General features: G+C 72.6%; 15 protein-coding genes. 3 read left to right on the top strand and 12 right to left on the bottom strand.

Annotated features, from left to right (window positions below; translation table 11 throughout):
- Position 1 precedes the first annotated feature (1 nt).
- Together ACIRJR_RS09815 and ACIRJR_RS09810 are read right to left on the bottom strand one after the other, a co-directional pair.
- Positions 2–793: an ABC transporter permease gene (locus ACIRJR_RS09815; protein WP_403776573.1), complete on the bottom strand. Its 792-nt coding sequence runs from the start codon at positions 791–793 to the stop codon at positions 2–4.
- A complete protein-coding gene (locus tag ACIRJR_RS09810) occupies positions 790–1,800 on the bottom strand; it encodes an ATP-binding cassette domain-containing protein (RefSeq protein ID WP_403776570.1) in 1,011 nt (336 codons plus the stop codon). The genes ACIRJR_RS09815 and ACIRJR_RS09810 overlap by 4 nt, the downstream gene beginning before the upstream one ends.
- A 344-nt stretch (positions 1,801–2,144) precedes the next feature.
- On the opposite strand from ACIRJR_RS09810, the gene ACIRJR_RS09805 reads away from it, so the two are divergent.
- The gene (locus ACIRJR_RS09805; protein ID WP_403776567.1) at positions 2,145–3,029 is read left to right on the top strand and encodes a LysR family transcriptional regulator; all 885 of its coding nucleotides are present in this window, start codon (positions 2,145–2,147) and stop codon (positions 3,027–3,029) included.
- 8 nt (positions 3,030–3,037) lie between these two features.
- Here ACIRJR_RS09805 and ACIRJR_RS09800 read toward each other — a convergent pair whose 3' ends face one another.
- From ACIRJR_RS09800 to ACIRJR_RS09775, 6 genes are all read right to left on the bottom strand, one after another.
- Positions 3,038–4,060: a glycoside hydrolase family 6 protein gene (locus tag ACIRJR_RS09800; RefSeq protein ID WP_403776564.1), complete on the bottom strand. Its 1,023-nt coding sequence runs from the start codon at positions 4,058–4,060 to the stop codon at positions 3,038–3,040.
- A 259-nt stretch (positions 4,061–4,319) separates the two neighbouring features.
- Positions 4,320–5,018, bottom strand: a complete 699-nt coding sequence (locus ACIRJR_RS09795) for a class F sortase (protein ID WP_403776561.1) — start codon at positions 5,016–5,018, stop codon at positions 4,320–4,322.
- Position 5,019: 1 nt separating this feature from the next.
- Positions 5,020–5,580, bottom strand: coding sequence for a hypothetical protein (locus ACIRJR_RS09790; RefSeq protein ID WP_403776558.1), 561 nt, complete (start codon positions 5,578–5,580; stop codon positions 5,020–5,022).
- Positions 5,581–5,646: 66 nt separating this feature from the next.
- Complete coding sequence (locus ACIRJR_RS09785) at positions 5,647–6,441, bottom strand: HAD-IIA family hydrolase (RefSeq protein ID WP_103514844.1); 795 nt, start codon at positions 6,439–6,441, stop codon at positions 5,647–5,649.
- 143 nt (positions 6,442–6,584) lie between these two features.
- Positions 6,585–7,481 (bottom strand): hypothetical protein, encoded by an 897-nt coding sequence (locus ACIRJR_RS09780; protein ID WP_403776556.1) that lies wholly within the window; start codon positions 7,479–7,481, stop codon positions 6,585–6,587.
- Positions 7,482–7,792: 311 nt separating this feature from the next.
- On the bottom strand, positions 7,793–8,923 hold the full coding sequence (locus ACIRJR_RS09775; protein WP_403776553.1) for an ROK family protein: 1,131 nt from the start codon (positions 8,921–8,923) through the stop codon (positions 7,793–7,795).
- 56 nt (positions 8,924–8,979) lie between these two features.
- Here ACIRJR_RS09775 and ACIRJR_RS09770 point away from each other — a divergent pair, with 56 nt between their 5' ends.
- Together ACIRJR_RS09770 and ACIRJR_RS09765 are read left to right on the top strand one after the other, a co-directional pair.
- The gene (locus tag ACIRJR_RS09770) at positions 8,980–10,086 is read left to right on the top strand and encodes a Gfo/Idh/MocA family oxidoreductase (RefSeq protein ID WP_403776550.1); all 1,107 of its coding nucleotides are present in this window, start codon (positions 8,980–8,982) and stop codon (positions 10,084–10,086) included.
- Positions 10,083–10,562, top strand: a complete 480-nt coding sequence (locus ACIRJR_RS09765) for a heme-degrading domain-containing protein (RefSeq protein WP_403776547.1) — start codon at positions 10,083–10,085, stop codon at positions 10,560–10,562. The genes ACIRJR_RS09770 and ACIRJR_RS09765 overlap by 4 nt, the downstream gene beginning before the upstream one ends.
- An 83-nt stretch (positions 10,563–10,645) precedes the next feature.
- On the opposite strand, the gene ACIRJR_RS09760 is transcribed toward ACIRJR_RS09765, so the two are convergent.
- From ACIRJR_RS09760 to ACIRJR_RS09745, 4 genes are all read right to left on the bottom strand, one after another.
- Complete coding sequence (locus ACIRJR_RS09760; protein WP_403776544.1) at positions 10,646–11,506, bottom strand: fumarylacetoacetate hydrolase family protein; 861 nt, start codon at positions 11,504–11,506, stop codon at positions 10,646–10,648.
- Between the two features lie 125 nt (positions 11,507–11,631).
- The gene (locus tag ACIRJR_RS09755) at positions 11,632–12,402 is read right to left on the bottom strand and encodes a YidC/Oxa1 family membrane protein insertase (RefSeq protein WP_403776541.1); all 771 of its coding nucleotides are present in this window, start codon (positions 12,400–12,402) and stop codon (positions 11,632–11,634) included.
- A gap of 102 nt (positions 12,403–12,504) precedes the next feature.
- Positions 12,505–12,825: a DUF6412 domain-containing protein gene (locus ACIRJR_RS09750; RefSeq protein ID WP_403778658.1), complete on the bottom strand. Its 321-nt coding sequence runs from the start codon at positions 12,823–12,825 to the stop codon at positions 12,505–12,507.
- Between the two features lie 134 nt (positions 12,826–12,959).
- On the bottom strand, positions 12,960–14,987 hold the full coding sequence (locus ACIRJR_RS09745) for a sulfatase (RefSeq protein WP_403776538.1): 2,028 nt from the start codon (positions 14,985–14,987) through the stop codon (positions 12,960–12,962).
- Positions 14,988–15,056 lie beyond the last annotated feature (69 nt).

Raw genomic sequence — 15,056 nt, 5'->3', positions numbered from 1 at the left:
GTCACTTCGGTTCGCCGTCGAATCTCGACGTCGACCAGAAGTAGCCGAGGACGGTGAGGCCCAGACACCAGGCGACGGCGAGCCAACCGTTGTTGCCGATCCCGGTGCCGAGGAGGAGGCCGCGCAGGGTTTCGATGGCGGGGGTGAAGGGCTGGTACTCGGCGATCGGCTGGAACCAGCCCGGCATCGTGTCGACCGGGATGAAGGCGCTGGAGATCAGCGGCAGCAGGATCAGCGGCATCGCGTTGTTGCCGGCGGCCTCGGCGTTGGGGCTGACCAGGCCCATGCCGACCGCGATCCAGGTGAGCGCCGTGGCGAAGAGCACGAGCAGGCCGAACGCGGCCAGCCACTCCAGGGCCGTGGCGTCCGTGGAGCGGAAGCCGATGGCCACGGCGACGGCGCCCACGAGGACGACGCTCATGACCGACTGCAGCACGCTGCCGATGACGTGTCCGACGATCACGGAGCCACGATGGATCGCCATGGTGCGGAAGCGCGCCATGATGCCCTCGGTCATGTCGGTGGAGACCGAGACGGCGGTGCCGACGACGGTGGAGCCGATGGTCATCAGCAGGATGCCGGGGACGATGTAGGCGATGTACGCCGAACGCCCGCCGCTGCCGCTGCCGATGCCCGCGCTCATCGCGTCGCCGAAGACGTAGACGAAGAGCAGCAGCAGCATGACCGGGGTGAGCAGCAGGTTCAGCGTCAGGGACGGGTAGCGTCGGGCATGCAGCAGGTTGCGGCGCAGCATCGTGTGGGAGTCGCGTACGGCCAGGGGGAGGGAACTCATCGGACAGCCTCCTTGGGCCGGGTGGTCGGGGTGGGGACGGCGGTGGGGCCGGTCAGGGCGAAGAAGACGTCGTCGAGATCAGGGGTGTGCACGGTCAGCTCGTCGGCCTCGATGCCGGCCGTGTCGAGGCGGTCGAGGACGGAGCGCAGGTCGCGCTGGCTGCCGTCGCTGGGGAGCTGGAGAGTGAGGGCGCCGTCGTCGTGGGCCGCCTCGGACAGGGCGCCGGCGGCGGACCGGTAGGCGGCGGGGTCGGAGAACCGCAGTCGTACGTGTCCGCCGGGGATCCGGCGTTTCAGTTCCTCGGCGGTGCCCTGGGCGACGATCCTGCCGTGGTCGAGAACGGCGATGCGGTCGGCGAGTTCGTCGGCTTCCTCGAGGTACTGGGTGGTGAGGAGGACGGTGACGCCGCCGGTGACGAGTGCGCGGATGATGCCCCACATGGCGTGGCGGCTGCGGGGGTCGAGGCCGGTGGTGGGCTCGTCGAGGAAGATGATCCGGGGTTCGCCCACCAGGGTCATCGCGATGTCGAGACGTCGTTTCATGCCTCCCGAGTAGGTGGATGCGGGCTTCTTCGCGGCGTCGGTGAGGTCGAAGCGTTCCAGGAGTTCCGCGGCGACCCGCCGCCCCTCGGGCCTGGCCAGGTGGTGCAGGTCGGTCATGAGGAGCATGTTCTCCTCGCCGGTGATCAACCCGTCCACGGCGGAGAACTGCCCGGTGACACCGATCGCGGCCCGCACTCCTTCCGCTGACGTGGCGAGGTCGTGGCCCGCGACCTGTGCCTGCCCGCCGTCGGCGGAGATGAGCGTGGAAAGGATCTTGACCGCGGTGGTCTTGCCGGCGCCGTTCGGTCCGAGCAGAGCGAACACGGATCCGGCGGGGATGTGCAGATCGACACCGTCCAGGACGGTTCTGTCGCCGTACGCCTTGCGCAGCCCGACGGCGGATACGGCGGCCGGCGGCGGGAGAACGGGGATGGGGGTAGGTGTGGGCATGACAGAAGAAGGCATGAGGCCCTCCTGTTCGAAGGCTGGAGTGTCGGAGGATCGGTCGAGTCGGAGCTGGTCGAGCGAGGAAGGCCACTGGTGCCGCGGCAGCGGAGACCCGGCGGCGGGGGCGTTCACTCAGTAGGCAGCGGGCGTCGGGCTCCGGCGGGCGGTGAGGAACCGGCTCGATGCCGCCGGATCGACGACGGTCGACAGGACCGCCGACGCGGTGATGTTCATCCGCCGGGCTCCTTCCACGTAGGCGACTGCCGTCACGTCAAGCATGGGCAGTGAAGGAGGGCCGATCAACGGCGTATCGTGCAAGGACAGTTAACACAGCGGTTCACGAACCGGGGGGCGGAGAGCGCGTGGAGCTGCGGGAGATAGAGATCTTCCTGACCCTGGCGGAGGAGCTGCATTTCGGCCGCACGGCGGACCGCTTGCACGTCACTCCGGCCCGCGTCAGCCAGGCCATCAAGAAGCAGGAACGCGCCCTCGGGGCCGAACTGTTCAAGCGGACCAGCCGCAGCGTCCGTCTGACGCCGATCGGCGCCGTGCTGCGGGACGGCCTCGCCGCCGGTTACCAGCAGATCCAGGAGGCGCTGGCCGCCGCCGCGACGGCCGGGCAGGGCATCTCCGGTGTGCTCAACGTCGGCTACTCGGCCGCGTGGTGCGGCAAACTCGTCGTGATGGCCGCCGACACCTTCCGCGCCCGCCACCCCCACTGCGCGATCCACATCCAGGATTCACAGCTGGGCGATCCCCTCGGGCCGTTGCGGGACGGCAGCAGCGACGTCCAGCTGATCGAGCTGCCGATCGACGAGCCCGACATCGTCAACGGCCCGGTCATCTTCACCGAGCCCCGTGCGCTCGCCGTCCCCGCGGGCCACCCGCTCGCCGAACGGGATTCCGTGTCCGTCGAGGACCTCGCGGACGCCCCGATGGTCACCATCACCGGCCAGCCCCAGTACTTCCTCGACGTCCACTACCCCCGCCGCACCCCGAAGGGCCGGTCCATCCCGCGCGGCCCCTCGACCAGCGCCTGGCAGGAGGTGCTCGCCCTGGTCGGCGCGGGCAAGGGGGTCTCCCCCACCAGCGCACGCGCGGCGCACTACTACTCCCGCCCGGACGTCGTCTACGTACCCTTCCACGACGCTCCGCCCGTGGAGTACGGCCTTCTGTGGCCGGCCACCGGGAACACCCCGAAGGTGCGCGCGTTCGTCCGGACCGTCCTCGAGACGGCCGGGGCCTGACGGCCCGCCTACTTCGTGGCGCGGGCCAGCCCCAGGGCGTACTCCGGCCACCAGTCGCCGGCCTTCGGCCCGCCCTTGCAGTCGCCGTCCGACTCACCCGGACGCTTGATCCACAGGTAGGCGTCCACCAGTTCGTCGCCCGTGTCCGTCGTCGGGGGCTCGCCGAGCGCACGGCCGGGCGGGTTGCACCAGTTCTCCGCAGGGGCGCCCCCGTCGTAGGCGCCGTTGCCGTTGCGGCTGGTGTCGATCACGAACGGCTTGCCGCCCACCTTCGCCGACAGCCGCTTGCCGAAGTCCTTGCTGGCCCCGGTGGTCTCGAAGTTGGACACGTTCACCGCGAAGCCGTCCGCCGCCGCGATTCCCGCCCGCCGCAGGGGCTCGAACAGCGCGTCGGGCGACTGCCATCCGGCGTTGCCCGCGTCCATGTACACCGTGGTGTTCGGCTGCCCTTTCAGGCGCTCGACCGCGCCCTTGAGCAGGCCGTAGCGCTCCTCGTGGAGCTCCTGCGGGGTACACCCGTCCACCAGGTGCAGCAGGGCGTCCGGCTCGAGGACCACCGTGGCCCGGCGGTCGCCGATGCCCTGGGCGACACCGTCCAGCCACGTCCGGTACGCGTCGCCGTCGGTGGCGCCGCCCTTCGAGTACTGGCCGCAGTCCCGGTGCGGGATGTTGTAGAGGACGAGCAGCGCGTCCCGGTCGGCCCGTTCGGCCGCCTCGGTGAAGCCTTTCACCGCGCCCCGCGGGTCGTCCGGGCCGATCCACTCCCCCACGGGCTGCTCCGCGATCTTCCGGATCAGCTCGGCCTTCGCCTCCTCGCCGTCCTTCGCATAGGCGGCGACCTGCCGTGCCGCGTTCCCGTCGGGGTTCACCCAGTACGGATCGTCCCCCTTCGGCCGCTGGCCGACGGCGGCCGGTGCGTCCTTTCCCCCGCCGTCGGACGAGTCGTCGGACGTGGAGCACCCGGCCAGCAGCAGCACAGCGCCTGTTCCGACTGCCGCGCTCGCCCTCAGCCGGGTGTAACTGCCGTACATCCGCTCCCCCTTGTACCGGTGTACTGCCGGTCGGATCCATCCTGGCACGCTCCCGCCCGGATCCGGACATCCTGCCGAAAACCCTCCGGACCCCCGGCGTCGTCGGCCTATCGTGTGGTCGTGTCCTGTCAGAAGGACGACCCGACCTCCCGGGACGTGCCGGGCCACTCCCGCGGTCCGCACGGCGCGGTCGAGGACCGGCCCGGCCGGCGGCTCCGAGGGGGAGCGGGCGCCGACCGGGCCAGGTTGTCCTGCCGCTTCAGACGCGGCTCTTCCCCCGGTTCTCCGCGCCGCCCGTCTCCGCGCTCGTCTCGGCCGTCAGATAGGCGGAGACGACGACGTTGGCCGTGTACGCCCGGGACTTGTGGTCGTACGTACCGCCGCAGGTGATCAGCCGGAGTTCGGCCCGTCCGTCCTCGCGCGGTCCGTACGCCTTCTGCGCGTCGAAGCGTTCGCGGGTGAAGACCTGGACGTCGTCGATGGTGAATTCGGCGGTCTTTCCGTCGGACCGGTCCACCCGGATCTTCTCGCCCGGTCTCGCGGCGCTCAGCCCGTAGAAGACGGCCGGTTCGGTCTCGGTGTCGACATGGCCGACGAAGAGCGCCGCCCCCTCCGTCCCCGGCTCGGTGCCCTCGGCGTACCAGCCGACGGCGTCCGGCGTCTCGAACGGCGGGGGTTCGATGGCCCCCTCGTCGTCCAGTCCGCGCCGTACGACGGCCGCGTCGATCCCGAGGGAGGGGATCTCGACCCGCTGCGGGGCGGCACCGTCGAGCGGATCAAGAGCGGGGGGCAGCGGGACGCCCAGGGGGCGGCCGACCGCCGCGACGTCCCCGGTCGTGGGGGCCGAGTTGCCGGCCGTGGCCGCACGCCCCCACAGCCACAGCCCCAGCAGGAGCACGGCCCACGTGACACCGGTCAGCAGCCGTCCCGTTCCGGCGGGACGGTCCGTGGCCGTCATGTCAGTGCTGCGCCGGACGGCGGCGGCGTACGCTGCGGAACGCCACGGCGACGGCGGCGACGGCACCCAGTCCGAGCCCGATCACCGCGTGCCGGGTGCCGGGACCCTCGTCGGCGGCGTCCTCGGCGAGCACCGCGGTGCCTCCGCCGCCGGCCCGGACGGGGGCGACGGGCGAGGGGCGGCCGTGGTGGACGACGGTGACCGTGCCGGTGGCCTTGCCGTGGCCGTCCTTGCAGGTCACCCAGACCTCGTAGTCGTCGGGAGCGGCGTCGGAGCGGATCCGGGCCTCGGCGACGAGGCCTTTTCCGTCGGCCGGCTCGAAGCGCGCTTCGGAAGCGAACGCCTCGGAGTTGCCCCGGGCCGACCTGCCCTTGCCGCAGACGTCGACCCGGAGTTCCACCTCCCCGCCGGGGGAGACACGGGACGGGCTGACCGAGACCGTTCCCGAACGCTTCTCGTCCCTGGGGTCGTCGGCATTCGGCGTGGCCAGGGCGGCGGACGCGGGAAGGGCTATCGTCCCGGCCACCAGTGCGGCACAGAACGTGAGGGGCAGTGAACGCATCGTAAACCTCCTGAGGGAAGGTTCACGCGTGGGGGCGCGTCCCGCATCCGCTGTAGCCCGGTCGGGTTACGGCAGGGGCAGGTCGACCAGGTCGACGAGGTCCGCGATCGAGTCGACGACCGTGGAGGGCCGGAAGGGGTAGCGGTCCATGTCGGCCTCCGTGGTCAGACCCGTGAGCACCAGGAAGGTCTGCATGCCCGCTTCGAGACCGGCGAGCACGTCGGTGTCCATCCGGTCACCGATCATGGCGGAGGTCTCCGAGTGGGCTCCGATGGCGTTGAGCCCGGTGCGCATCATCAGCGGGTTGGGCTTGCCGGCGAAGTACGGGGCCTTGCCCGTGGCCTTGGTGATCAGCGCGGCCACCGAACCGGTCGCGGGCAGCGGGCCCTCGGCGGACGGGCCCGTCTCGTCCGGGTTGGTGCAGATGAAGCGGGCGCCGCCGTTGATCAGCCGGATCGCCTTGGTGAGCGCCTCGAAGCTGTACGTCCGGGTCTCCCCGAGGACGACGTAGTCCGGCTCGTGGTCGGTGAGGACGTAGCCGATGTCGTGCAGGGCGGTGGTGAGCCCGGCCTCGCCGATGACGTACGCCGTGCCGCGCGGCCGCTGGTCGTCCAGGAACTGGGCGGTGGCCAGGGCGGAGGTCCAGATGTTCTCCACCGGCACGTCCAGACCCATGCGCTTGAGACGCGCGTGCAGGTCTCGGGCGGTGTAGATGGAGTTGTTCGTGAGGACCAGGAACGGCAGCCCGGAGTCCCGCAGCCGCTTGATGAAGGCGTCGGCCCCCGGGATCGGCGTGCCCTCGTGGATCAGGACGCCGTCCATGTCGGTCAGCCAGGATTCGATCGGCTTGCGCTCTGCCATGTGACGGGCTCCTGCCGTACGCACTGTGCACCCGGGGTGCTGGACGCCGGCGGCACCGCGCTGTGCAGCGCCGACGTCCCGATTTTAGGCTGCCCGCTCCGCCGGACGGAACCGGTTGATCACGGGGATCCTGCCGCACCCGCTCAGCGGCGCCCCGCCCGCAGGCGTCTCGCGTGGATCATGGCGGCGGCTCCCGCGGCGACGAGCGCCCCGGACGCGAGGCCGGCCAGGAGGGTGCGGTCCCGGCCGGTGCGGGCGAGTCCGGGCACGGGGTCGCCCTCCGCGTCCTTCGTGGTCCCCGGGTCCTCGGGCGCCTCGATGCCGCTCTCGACGATGACGAACTCGTACGCGGCGGACTCCCCCACCCAGTCCCCGTCGGCCGCCTTGCCCGCCTGCTCGGCCTCGCCCCCGGCGGTGCGCCGCTGGACGATGGCCGCGCGGGCCGTCACCGTGCCGGGCCTGGTGTCGGAGGTGAAGGCCATCCTGACCTCGACCGTGACGGTCTTCTTCGCGGGGACGGTGAAGCCGGGGAAGTCGTCGTCCTGCTCGCCGCTGCCGAAGACACCGATCTGCTCGTCGCGTTCGGTGGACTCCCAGCTCACCCGGTGTTCCTCGTCGGGGTGCGCCCGCTCGGTGAACTCCAGCTGGATCTGTTCGGCGGTCAGCGTCCGGTCCTCGTCGGTGAGCACCAGGACGGGGTGGATGGAGTGGCACGGCTCGGAGGTGGTGTTGGTGAGGTCGAGGTACCAGGTCCCGTAGCCGCCGCCGGAGGCGAAGGTGTCGGGGCCGCCGTGGATGCGTGTCCGGATGGGGAAGTCCTCACCGTCCGGATCACCGCAGGAGGCCGCCGCCGGGGCGGCGAGGGCCGCGGTGCCGGTCGCCGCCCCGGCCACGGCGGGGGTGACGGCGGGAGCGGTGACCGGGATGGCGATGGCGGCCGGCACGCCGAGGAGGCCGGCCGGGACGACCAGTCCCGCGGCCAGTCCCAGGCGGGTCAGGGCACGGCCGTCGCGCAGTCGTGCGGGGGGTCTGGTGGACATGGGGTCACCCTTCGCTGCTCGCGAACGGCCGGGCTGTGGGTGCACCGGCTCCGGCGGCGGCACCACCACGCCTGGCCGGACGTACGGCCATGGCAATACGTGTCAGTCCGCGACGCTGTCACGCGCGCGCGAGGCGTCGCCACCCGCGGGCGGTGCACTCCGCCCGTTCGGGGGCGGGATTCCGCCCGAACGGCTCAGGCCGGGTGCGGGGGGAGCCGTTCCTCCCGCATCCGACAGGGTGCGGCCGTCGCCGGAGCCTTTCCGCCCGCATCCGACAGAGTGCGGCCGTCGCCGGAGCCGTTCCGCCCGGCTCAGGACCCTTCGCCGCCGTCCTCGCCCGCCCGGCCGAAGAGCGGGGCGAGGACCAGGTGGGCCGCTCCCTCGGCCACCGGCCGGTCGCCGCCGCCGGCCACGGTGACGGGCACGGCGGCGGTGACGCCCTCGCGCCGGGCGCGCTCCTCGATGACGGCGCGGACCCCCTCCACGTAGGCGTCCTCGTGTGCGGCGACGGTACGGCCGCCGAGGACGACCCGGTCGATGTCGAGCAGCCCGACGAGGTTGGCGGCGCCCGCCCCGAGCACCCTGGCCGCCTCCGCGACGTCCCCGCGGGCGGCGGCGGCCAGGCAGAGCGCCTCGATGCAGCCGCGGCCGCCGCAGTCGCACGGGGGCCCGTCCAGTTGGAGGGTCTGGTGGCCGAACTCGCCGGCGCCGGTGCGGACCCCCCGGTGCAGGGCCCCGCCCAGGACGAGCCCGGCGCCGAGGCCGGTGCCCAGGTGGAGGTAGGCGAAGTCGGCGTCGGCGCGTTCGCGGAGCGCGAGGCCGAGGGCTGCGGCGTTGGTGTCCTTGTCCAGGACGACGGGGAGCCCGGTGTGCGCGGCGAGGGCGTCGCGCAGCGGGTAGCCGTCCCACTGGGGGAAGCCGGTGACGCGGTGCAGCACCCCGCTGCGGTGGTCGAGGGGGCCCGGCAGTGCCGCCCCCACGCCGAAGACCTGGCGGTCCTCGCCCCGGGGGGCTTCTGCCCGTACCGTCCGCACCGCGCGGGCTGCCGTGGCGAGGACCTCGGCGGCCGGGGCCCCCAGGTCGAGCGGGAAGGAGCGGGTCGCGACCGTGGCGCCGGCGAGGTCGGCCAGGACGGCGGTGAGTTCGTCGCGGTCCAGGTGGAGCCCGACGGCGTGTCCGGCGTCCGGGACGAGGCGCAGCACGGTGCGGGGCTTGCCGCCGGTGGAGGCGAGCCGGCCCGCTTCGGCTGCGAGGCCCTCCGTGCGGAGCCGGGCGGTGATCTTGCTGACGGCCTGCGGGGTGAGTCCGGTGCGCTCGGCGAGCTCCAGGCGGCTGATGCCCTGCTCACCGGCGATCCGCAGCAGGTCGAGGACGAGCGAGGCGTTGTGGTGGCGCAGAGCCGGAAGATTCGCCCCGCCGCTCCTGCTGTTACTCCTGTTCACGGCTCCATTGTCCTCATCGCTTGCACTTTGGCAACAGCGTTGCTTAAGTGGATCGCATGACTGCCAACGCTCCTCTCCGCGTCGGGCTCGTCGGCTACGGCCTGGCGGGTTCCGTCTTCCACGCCCCGCTGGTATCCGCGACCGAGGGCCTCGTCCTCGACACGGTCGTCACGTCGAACGAGGAGCGGCGGGCGCAGGCCCGCGCCGAGTTCCCCGGTGTACGGTTCGCGGCCTCGCCCGACGAGCTGTGGCAGCGGGCGGACGAGCTGGACCTGATCGTGATCGCCTCGCCGAACAGGACGCACGTCCCGATCGCGAGGGCGGCGCTGGAGGCGGGGCTCCCGGTGGTCGTGGACAAGCCGATCGCCGGCACGGCGGCGGAGGCCCGTGAGCTGGCCGAGCTGGCCGCGGAGCGGGGGCTGCTGCTCTCGGTCTTCCAGAACCGCCGCTGGGACAACGACTTCCTCACGCTGGCCGCCCTGATCCAGGACGGCGAGCTCGGTGAGGTGCAGCGCTTCGAGTCCCGTTTCGAGCGGTGGCGCCCGCAGCTGAAGGGCGGCTGGCGCGAGTCGGGGGACCCGGAGGAGATCGGCGGGCTGCTCTACGACCTGGGCAGCCATGTCGTGGACCAGGCGCTGACCCTGTTCGGGCCCGCGGTGCAGGTGTACGCGGAGTCCGACGTACGCCGCCCGGGTGCGGCCACCGACGACGACACCTTCATCGCGGTCACGCACGCCAACGGGGTGCGCTCCCATCTGTACGCGAGCGCCACCACGGCCCAGCTGGGCCCGCGGTTCCGGGTGCTCGGCTCGAAGGCGGGCTACGTGAAGTACGGCCTGGACCCGCAGGAGGCCGCCCTCCGTGAGGGTGCGCGCCCGGCGGCCGGCAAGCCGTGGGGCGAGGAGCCGGAGTCGCTGTGGGGCCGGGTGGGTTCCGGCGAGTCCGCGCTGACCGGCGGCGGCGATCCGGTCCGGACGCTGCCGGGTGACTATCCCGCGTACTACGCCGCTGTCGCCTCGGCCCTGCGCGGCGAGGGCCGGAACCCGGTGACGGCCCTGCAGGCCGCCGCCGCACTGGATGTCCTGGAGGCGGCGCGCCGCTCGGCCCGTGAGGGCGTGTCGGTGACCCTCCTTCCCCACCACGAAGAGGAGCAGGACGCATGAGCCCCAGCGCTCCGACCATCTCCGAGCTGATCGCGCAGGAGCGGCGTCTGACGCTGCCGCGCTTCGGCTACGACGACGCGTACGCGCTGGGCGGCCTGCTGGTCGCGCTGGCCCGTGAGCGGCACGCCCCGGTCGCGATCGACATCCGGCGGGGCGGCCAGCAGCTGTTCCACGCCGCCCTGCCGGGTTCGAGCGCGGACAACGACGCGTGGATCGACCGCAAGCGGCGCGTGGTCGAGCGGTACGGCGAGAGCTCCTACCTGGTCGGTACGCGGTTCCGGGCGAAGGGCACCACGTTCGAGGAGTCCTCGCGGCTGGACCTGGACACGTACGCCGCGCACGGCGGTTCGTTCCCGATCGCCGTCGAGGGCGCGGGAGTGATCGGCTCGGTCACGGTCTCGGGTCTGCCGCAGGCCGAGGACCACGCGCTGGTGGTGGAGGCCCTGGAGCAGTTCACGGCGCGTCCGCAGCCCTGAGCACGCCACCCTGAGGACGCCCGCCGACGACGACGGAGCGGCCGCCGGGAGTGCGCTCCCGGCGGCCGCTCCGTCGTGTCCGCCTACGCGTCCTTGAGCTCCTGGCGCTGGCGTCCCAGCCCCTCGACCTCGAGCTCCACCACGTCACCGGCGCGGAGGTAGGGCTTCGGCTCGGGCCGGCCCATGGCCACGCCCGCCGGGGTGCCGGTGTTGATGACGTCGCCCGGGTAGAGCGTCATGAAGTGGCTCAGGTAGCGCACGACCTCGCCGACCGGGAAGATCTGATCGGCCGTCGTGCCGTCCTGCTTGAGCTCGCCGTTGACCCACAGCTTCAGCGGGAGCGCCTGCGGGTCGGGGACCTCGTCCGCCGTGACGAGCCAGGGCCCGAGCGGGTTGAACGTCTCGCAGTTCTTGCCCTTGTCCCAGGTGCCGCCGCGCTCGATCTGGAACTCCCGCTCGGAGACGTCGTGCGAGGTCGTGTATCCGGCGACGTGCCCGAGCGCCTCCTCGGCGGAGTCCAGGTAGCGGGCGGTGCGGCCGATCACGACGGCGAGCTCGACCTCCCAGTCGGTCTTCCTGCTGCCGCGCGGCACCAGCACCGTGTCCTCGGGGCCGACGACGGTGTCGGGGGCCTTGAAGAAGAGGATCGGCTCCTCCGGGATCGCCGCCCCGGTCTCGGCGGCGTGGTCGTGGTAGTTCAGCCCGATGCACACGATCTTCCCGATCCTGCCCAGCGGCGGCCCGACCCTCAGTCCCTCCGCGTCGAGCGGCGGGAGGACGTCGGGCGTCTGGGCCGCCTCCCGTACCCGGGCGAGCGCGGAGGCGTCGGCGAGGAGATCGCCGTCGATGTCGGTGACGAGGCCCGAAAGGTCACGCAAGGTTCCGTTACGGTCAAGCAGTGCGGGGCGTTCCGAGCCCGCCGTACCCACTCGAAGAAGCTTCAACGGTCCATCTCCCCTTGGTCGAGATCGAGCCCGTCGATGGGTTGCGGCCAGCGAAAGGCTTGGCTGATCCTCCAAGACATCGGATCACTCCGCAAGACCCTGTTCACACACTGGACCCGGCCCCCTCAGACGGCGGGCGCGACGGCGGCCTCGGCTGCCGGGGACTCCCGGTAGAGGTAGGCACGCTCGATGGCGGTCCAGGTGGTGCTGGTGACGATGTACAGGGCGGCGGCGAGCGGCACGTAGGCGACGGAGACGAGGGTCAGGAAGGACATGAGCGGCATCACCTTCGTCATCGCGCCCATGCCGGGCACGGGCTGTCCGTCCGGGCCCGTGGCCGGCGTCACCGGGTTCGCGGCCATCTGCCGCTTGGTGCGTCCGTAGTTGAAGGTGGCGACGGCGGCGACGATCGCGAAGAGCGCGAGGTAGACCAGCCCCTGCTGGCCGAAGAGCCCGCCGTCCGCGAGCGCGTCGTGCCAGCGCTCGCCGAGCGGGGCGCCGAAGAGCTCGTGGCCGAGCAGCGAGTTCGGGTCGCCGCCGATCCTCTGGCTGGAAAAGAGGTGGTAGAGCAGGAAGAAGGCGGGCATCTGGAGCAGGCTCGGGAGGCAGCCGGAGAGGGGCGAGACCTTCTCCTCCTTGTGGAGCTCCATGAGCGCCTTCTGCATCCGGTCGGGGTTCTTGGCGTGCTTCTTACGCAGTTCGGCGATCTGCGGCTGGAGCTTGGTGCGGGCCTTCTGCCCGCGCGCCGCCGCCCGTGAGAGGGGGTGGACGGCGAGCCGCACGAGCGCGGTGAAGAGGACGATCGCGGCGGCGGTGGAGGCGGTCTGGAACAGCGGGTCGAGCAGGTCGGCGAACGCGCCGACCAGGCTCGCGAAGGCGGACATGAATGCGGACATGGGTGAGCCCTCCGGGGGTCTCGTCGTGCCGGGGAGTGGGGACCGGTCGGTCCGGGAACTCGGCAGGACGACCCGCGCAGAAGGTCGTGGAAGGTGTGCCCTCTACGCGGCCGTCAGGAGGGCGGCCCCGGGTGCCCGGGGCCTGGTGCGCCCCCGGGCGTCGGGGTCGCGTTGCGGGAGGAAGGCGGTGCGCTTCTCGCGGTCGCGCATGGCGGTGCGCACTCTCGTACGGGGTACGGGGGCGGCGCAGCGGGCGCTGATGACGGAGCAGACGAGGAGCGCCGAGCCGGCGGCCGCGGTGGCGGCGAGCGCGACGGCGGCGGAGAGGCTGCCGCCCTCGGCGAGCAGGACCTCGGTGAGGAACAGGACCAGGAACGCGGCGGGGCGGAGCAGGCGGCCGACCGCTCGGCGTACGCGGTTCATGTCGTCGTGCACCGGCCCTCTCCTTCGCTTCTCGTTCGAATACGTCCCTCAGCCGTTATACACGATCGGTGTCCGGCGGCCGCCCCGCCGACCGCCTCCGGGAGTCCGGGCCCGGAGGCGGCGGCCGGGGATTCTCAGGCCGCCGACCGGTGTGCGGTGAAGCCGTCGAGGGTCACGGTCCCGTCGTCCAGGCGGGCACCGGCGGCCCAGCGGACCTGCGTACGCACGGCGGGGTCGCTCAGGTCGAGTGCGCCGCCGGTGTCCACCGTGAACAGGAACTCCCATCCCCGGCCCCTGCCCTGGTCGGCCCAGGCGGTGGCGGCGGAACCGTGCAGGACGAAGGCGTAGCGGGCGCCCGGGCCGGTGAGGTCGACGGTGCCGTCCAGATTCTGCAGCGGTTCGGCCCCCGCGGTGATCAGCCGGCCGTCGACCCGCAGGTCCCAGCCCACCCGGTGCAGACCGTTGTGGTAGCGGAACAGGAGGTAGGTGGAGGCGTCCTTGGCGACTCCGACGAAGACGGTGTCCTGGGTGCCCGCCTCGGCGAAGGAGCCCGGTGTGAGCACCGCCGCGGCCGTGCCCGGCCCCGGTGCGACGTCCGAGCGGAACACCAGGTGCGTCAGCCGGTCCGCGCTCACCGCGAGCCGTCCGTCCACGAGGCGGGTCTCGCCCGCGTAGGCGGTCACCGGCAGCACCGACCAGCGGTCCAGGCCGCCCTCGAAGGTCTCGTCCAGCTCCTGCACCGGGTAGGCGCGGGCACCCGGCGGCTCGGGCAGGATGCCGACGTCGGCGATGTGCGCCTCCAGTCCCGACCGCAGCGACCTGGCCCGTCCGGGGTGGCGGGCCGACAGGTCGGTGGTCTCCGCCGGGTCGTTCTCCAGGTCGTAGAGTTCGCTGCTCCCGTCCCGCAGACCGCGGACGAGCTTCCACCTCCCGGAGCGGACCGCGGCGTGCGGCCGGGTCGCCCCGATGAAGTGCGGATAGACCCAGAACAGCTCCTCCCGGCGCAGGCCCCCCGTGCCGGTCAGCAGCGGGGCGAGGCTGACGCCGTCGAACCGTCCGCCGGGTCGCCCGCCGGCGAGGTCGAGGGCCGTGGGGAGTACGTCGATGGTGCTGACGGGGGTGTCCTCCACCCTGCCGCCGCGTACCCGGCCCGGCCAGTGCGCGATCAGCGGCACCCGGATGCCGCCCTCGTAGAGCTCGCCCTTGCCGCCGCGGAGCGGCTGGTTGGCGTCCCGGTAGGGGCCTCCGTTGTCGGAGGTGACCAGGAGCAGGGTGTGGTCCGCGAGGCCCAGGTCCGCGAGGGCCCCGGCGATGCGGCCCACCTGGTCGTCGACGCTCTCCAGCATGGCGGCCAGCTCGGGGCGGTTGGGCAGCGCGTCGGCGCCGGGCTTGGCCCGGTACTTGGCGACCAGGCCGGGCTTGGCGTCGAGGGCGGTGTGCACCGCGTAGTTGGAGACGTGCAGGAAGAACGGCTCGTCCCGGTGGCGGGTGAGGTAGTCGACCGTCTCGGCCGCCAGACGGTCGGTGAGGTATTCGCCCTCCTCACGCGCCGGGAGGCCCGGCAGGAAGAAGTACGGGTGGAAGTAGTCGCCGTTCGCGATGTACTTCTGCTCGGAGGCGATCACCTCGTCGAAACCGTGGGCGAAGGGGTTGCCGGGACGCTCCTCGTAGGGCCCGCTGTAGGTCTCGGTGAGGTGCCACTTGCCGATGAGGCCGGTGGTGTAGCCGTACGGGCGGAGAACGTCCGGCACCGTGGGGACGGCGGGGGAGAGGTGCTTGGCGCTCGGGGCGTCCTCGCCCCGCAGGAAGTCGGTGATGCCGGTGCGCGCCGGGTAGCGGCCGGTCACCAGCGCGGCACGGGTGGGTGAGCAGAGCGGGGCGGCCGCGTAGGCGTGGGTGAAGCGGACGCCCTCACGGGCCAGCCGGTCGATGTGGGGCGTCTCGTTGAAGGTGTTGCCCCAGGCGCCGAGCTCGTCCCAGCCGAGGTCGTCGATGGAGACGACGACGACGTTCGGCGGCCTGTGGCGCCGGGCACCCTGCCCCGGGGGGCGGGGGTGCGCGGCCGCGGTCTCGGGGACGGCTGTCAGACCGGCCACCGCGGCGCCGGCGGCGCCGTGGACGAATCTGCGGCGGGACAGGCCGACCGGGTCCGTGCGGTTCACTGGATACCTCCGGGGCGGCGCGTCGTACGCGCCGGGATGCGGGACGGGGGAAGGGTGCTGCGGGCCGCT

Origin of the sequence: Streptomyces sp. NPDC102402 (assembly GCF_044765765.1) — a bacterium.
GTDB lineage: Bacteria > Actinomycetota > Actinomycetes > Streptomycetales > Streptomycetaceae > Streptomyces.
The sequence above is the reverse complement of the archived record's forward strand: the minus strand, read 5'-3'. Positions and strand labels throughout refer to the sequence as shown.

Bases quoted from the DNA above. Each gene is read 5' to 3' on its own strand.
- ACIRJR_RS09815 (WP_403776573.1), bottom strand. From the start codon at position 793: ATGAGTTCCCTCCCCCTGGCCGTACGCGACTCCCACACGATGCTGCGC.
- ACIRJR_RS09810 (WP_403776570.1), bottom strand. From the start codon at position 1,800: ATGCCTTCTTCTGTCATGCCCACACCTACCCCCATCCCCGTTCTCCCG.
- ACIRJR_RS09800 (WP_403776564.1), bottom strand. From the start codon at position 4,060: ATGTACGGCAGTTACACCCGGCTGAGGGCGAGCGCGGCAGTCGGAACA.
- ACIRJR_RS09795 (WP_403776561.1), bottom strand. From the start codon at position 5,018: ATGACGGCCACGGACCGTCCCGCCGGAACGGGACGGCTGCTGACCGGT.
- ACIRJR_RS09790 (WP_403776558.1), bottom strand. From the start codon at position 5,580: ATGCGTTCACTGCCCCTCACGTTCTGTGCCGCACTGGTGGCCGGGACG.
- ACIRJR_RS09785 (WP_103514844.1), bottom strand. From the start codon at position 6,441: ATGGCAGAGCGCAAGCCGATCGAATCCTGGCTGACCGACATGGACGGC.
- ACIRJR_RS09780 (WP_403776556.1), bottom strand. From the start codon at position 7,481: ATGTCCACCAGACCCCCCGCACGACTGCGCGACGGCCGTGCCCTGACC.
- ACIRJR_RS09770 (WP_403776550.1), top strand. From the start codon at position 8,980: ATGACTGCCAACGCTCCTCTCCGCGTCGGGCTCGTCGGCTACGGCCTG.
- ACIRJR_RS09765 (WP_403776547.1), top strand. From the start codon at position 10,083: ATGAGCCCCAGCGCTCCGACCATCTCCGAGCTGATCGCGCAGGAGCGG.
- ACIRJR_RS09755 (WP_403776541.1), bottom strand. From the start codon at position 12,402: ATGTCCGCATTCATGTCCGCCTTCGCGAGCCTGGTCGGCGCGTTCGCC.
- ACIRJR_RS09750 (WP_403778658.1), bottom strand. From the start codon at position 12,825: ATGAACCGCGTACGCCGAGCGGTCGGCCGCCTGCTCCGCCCCGCCGCG.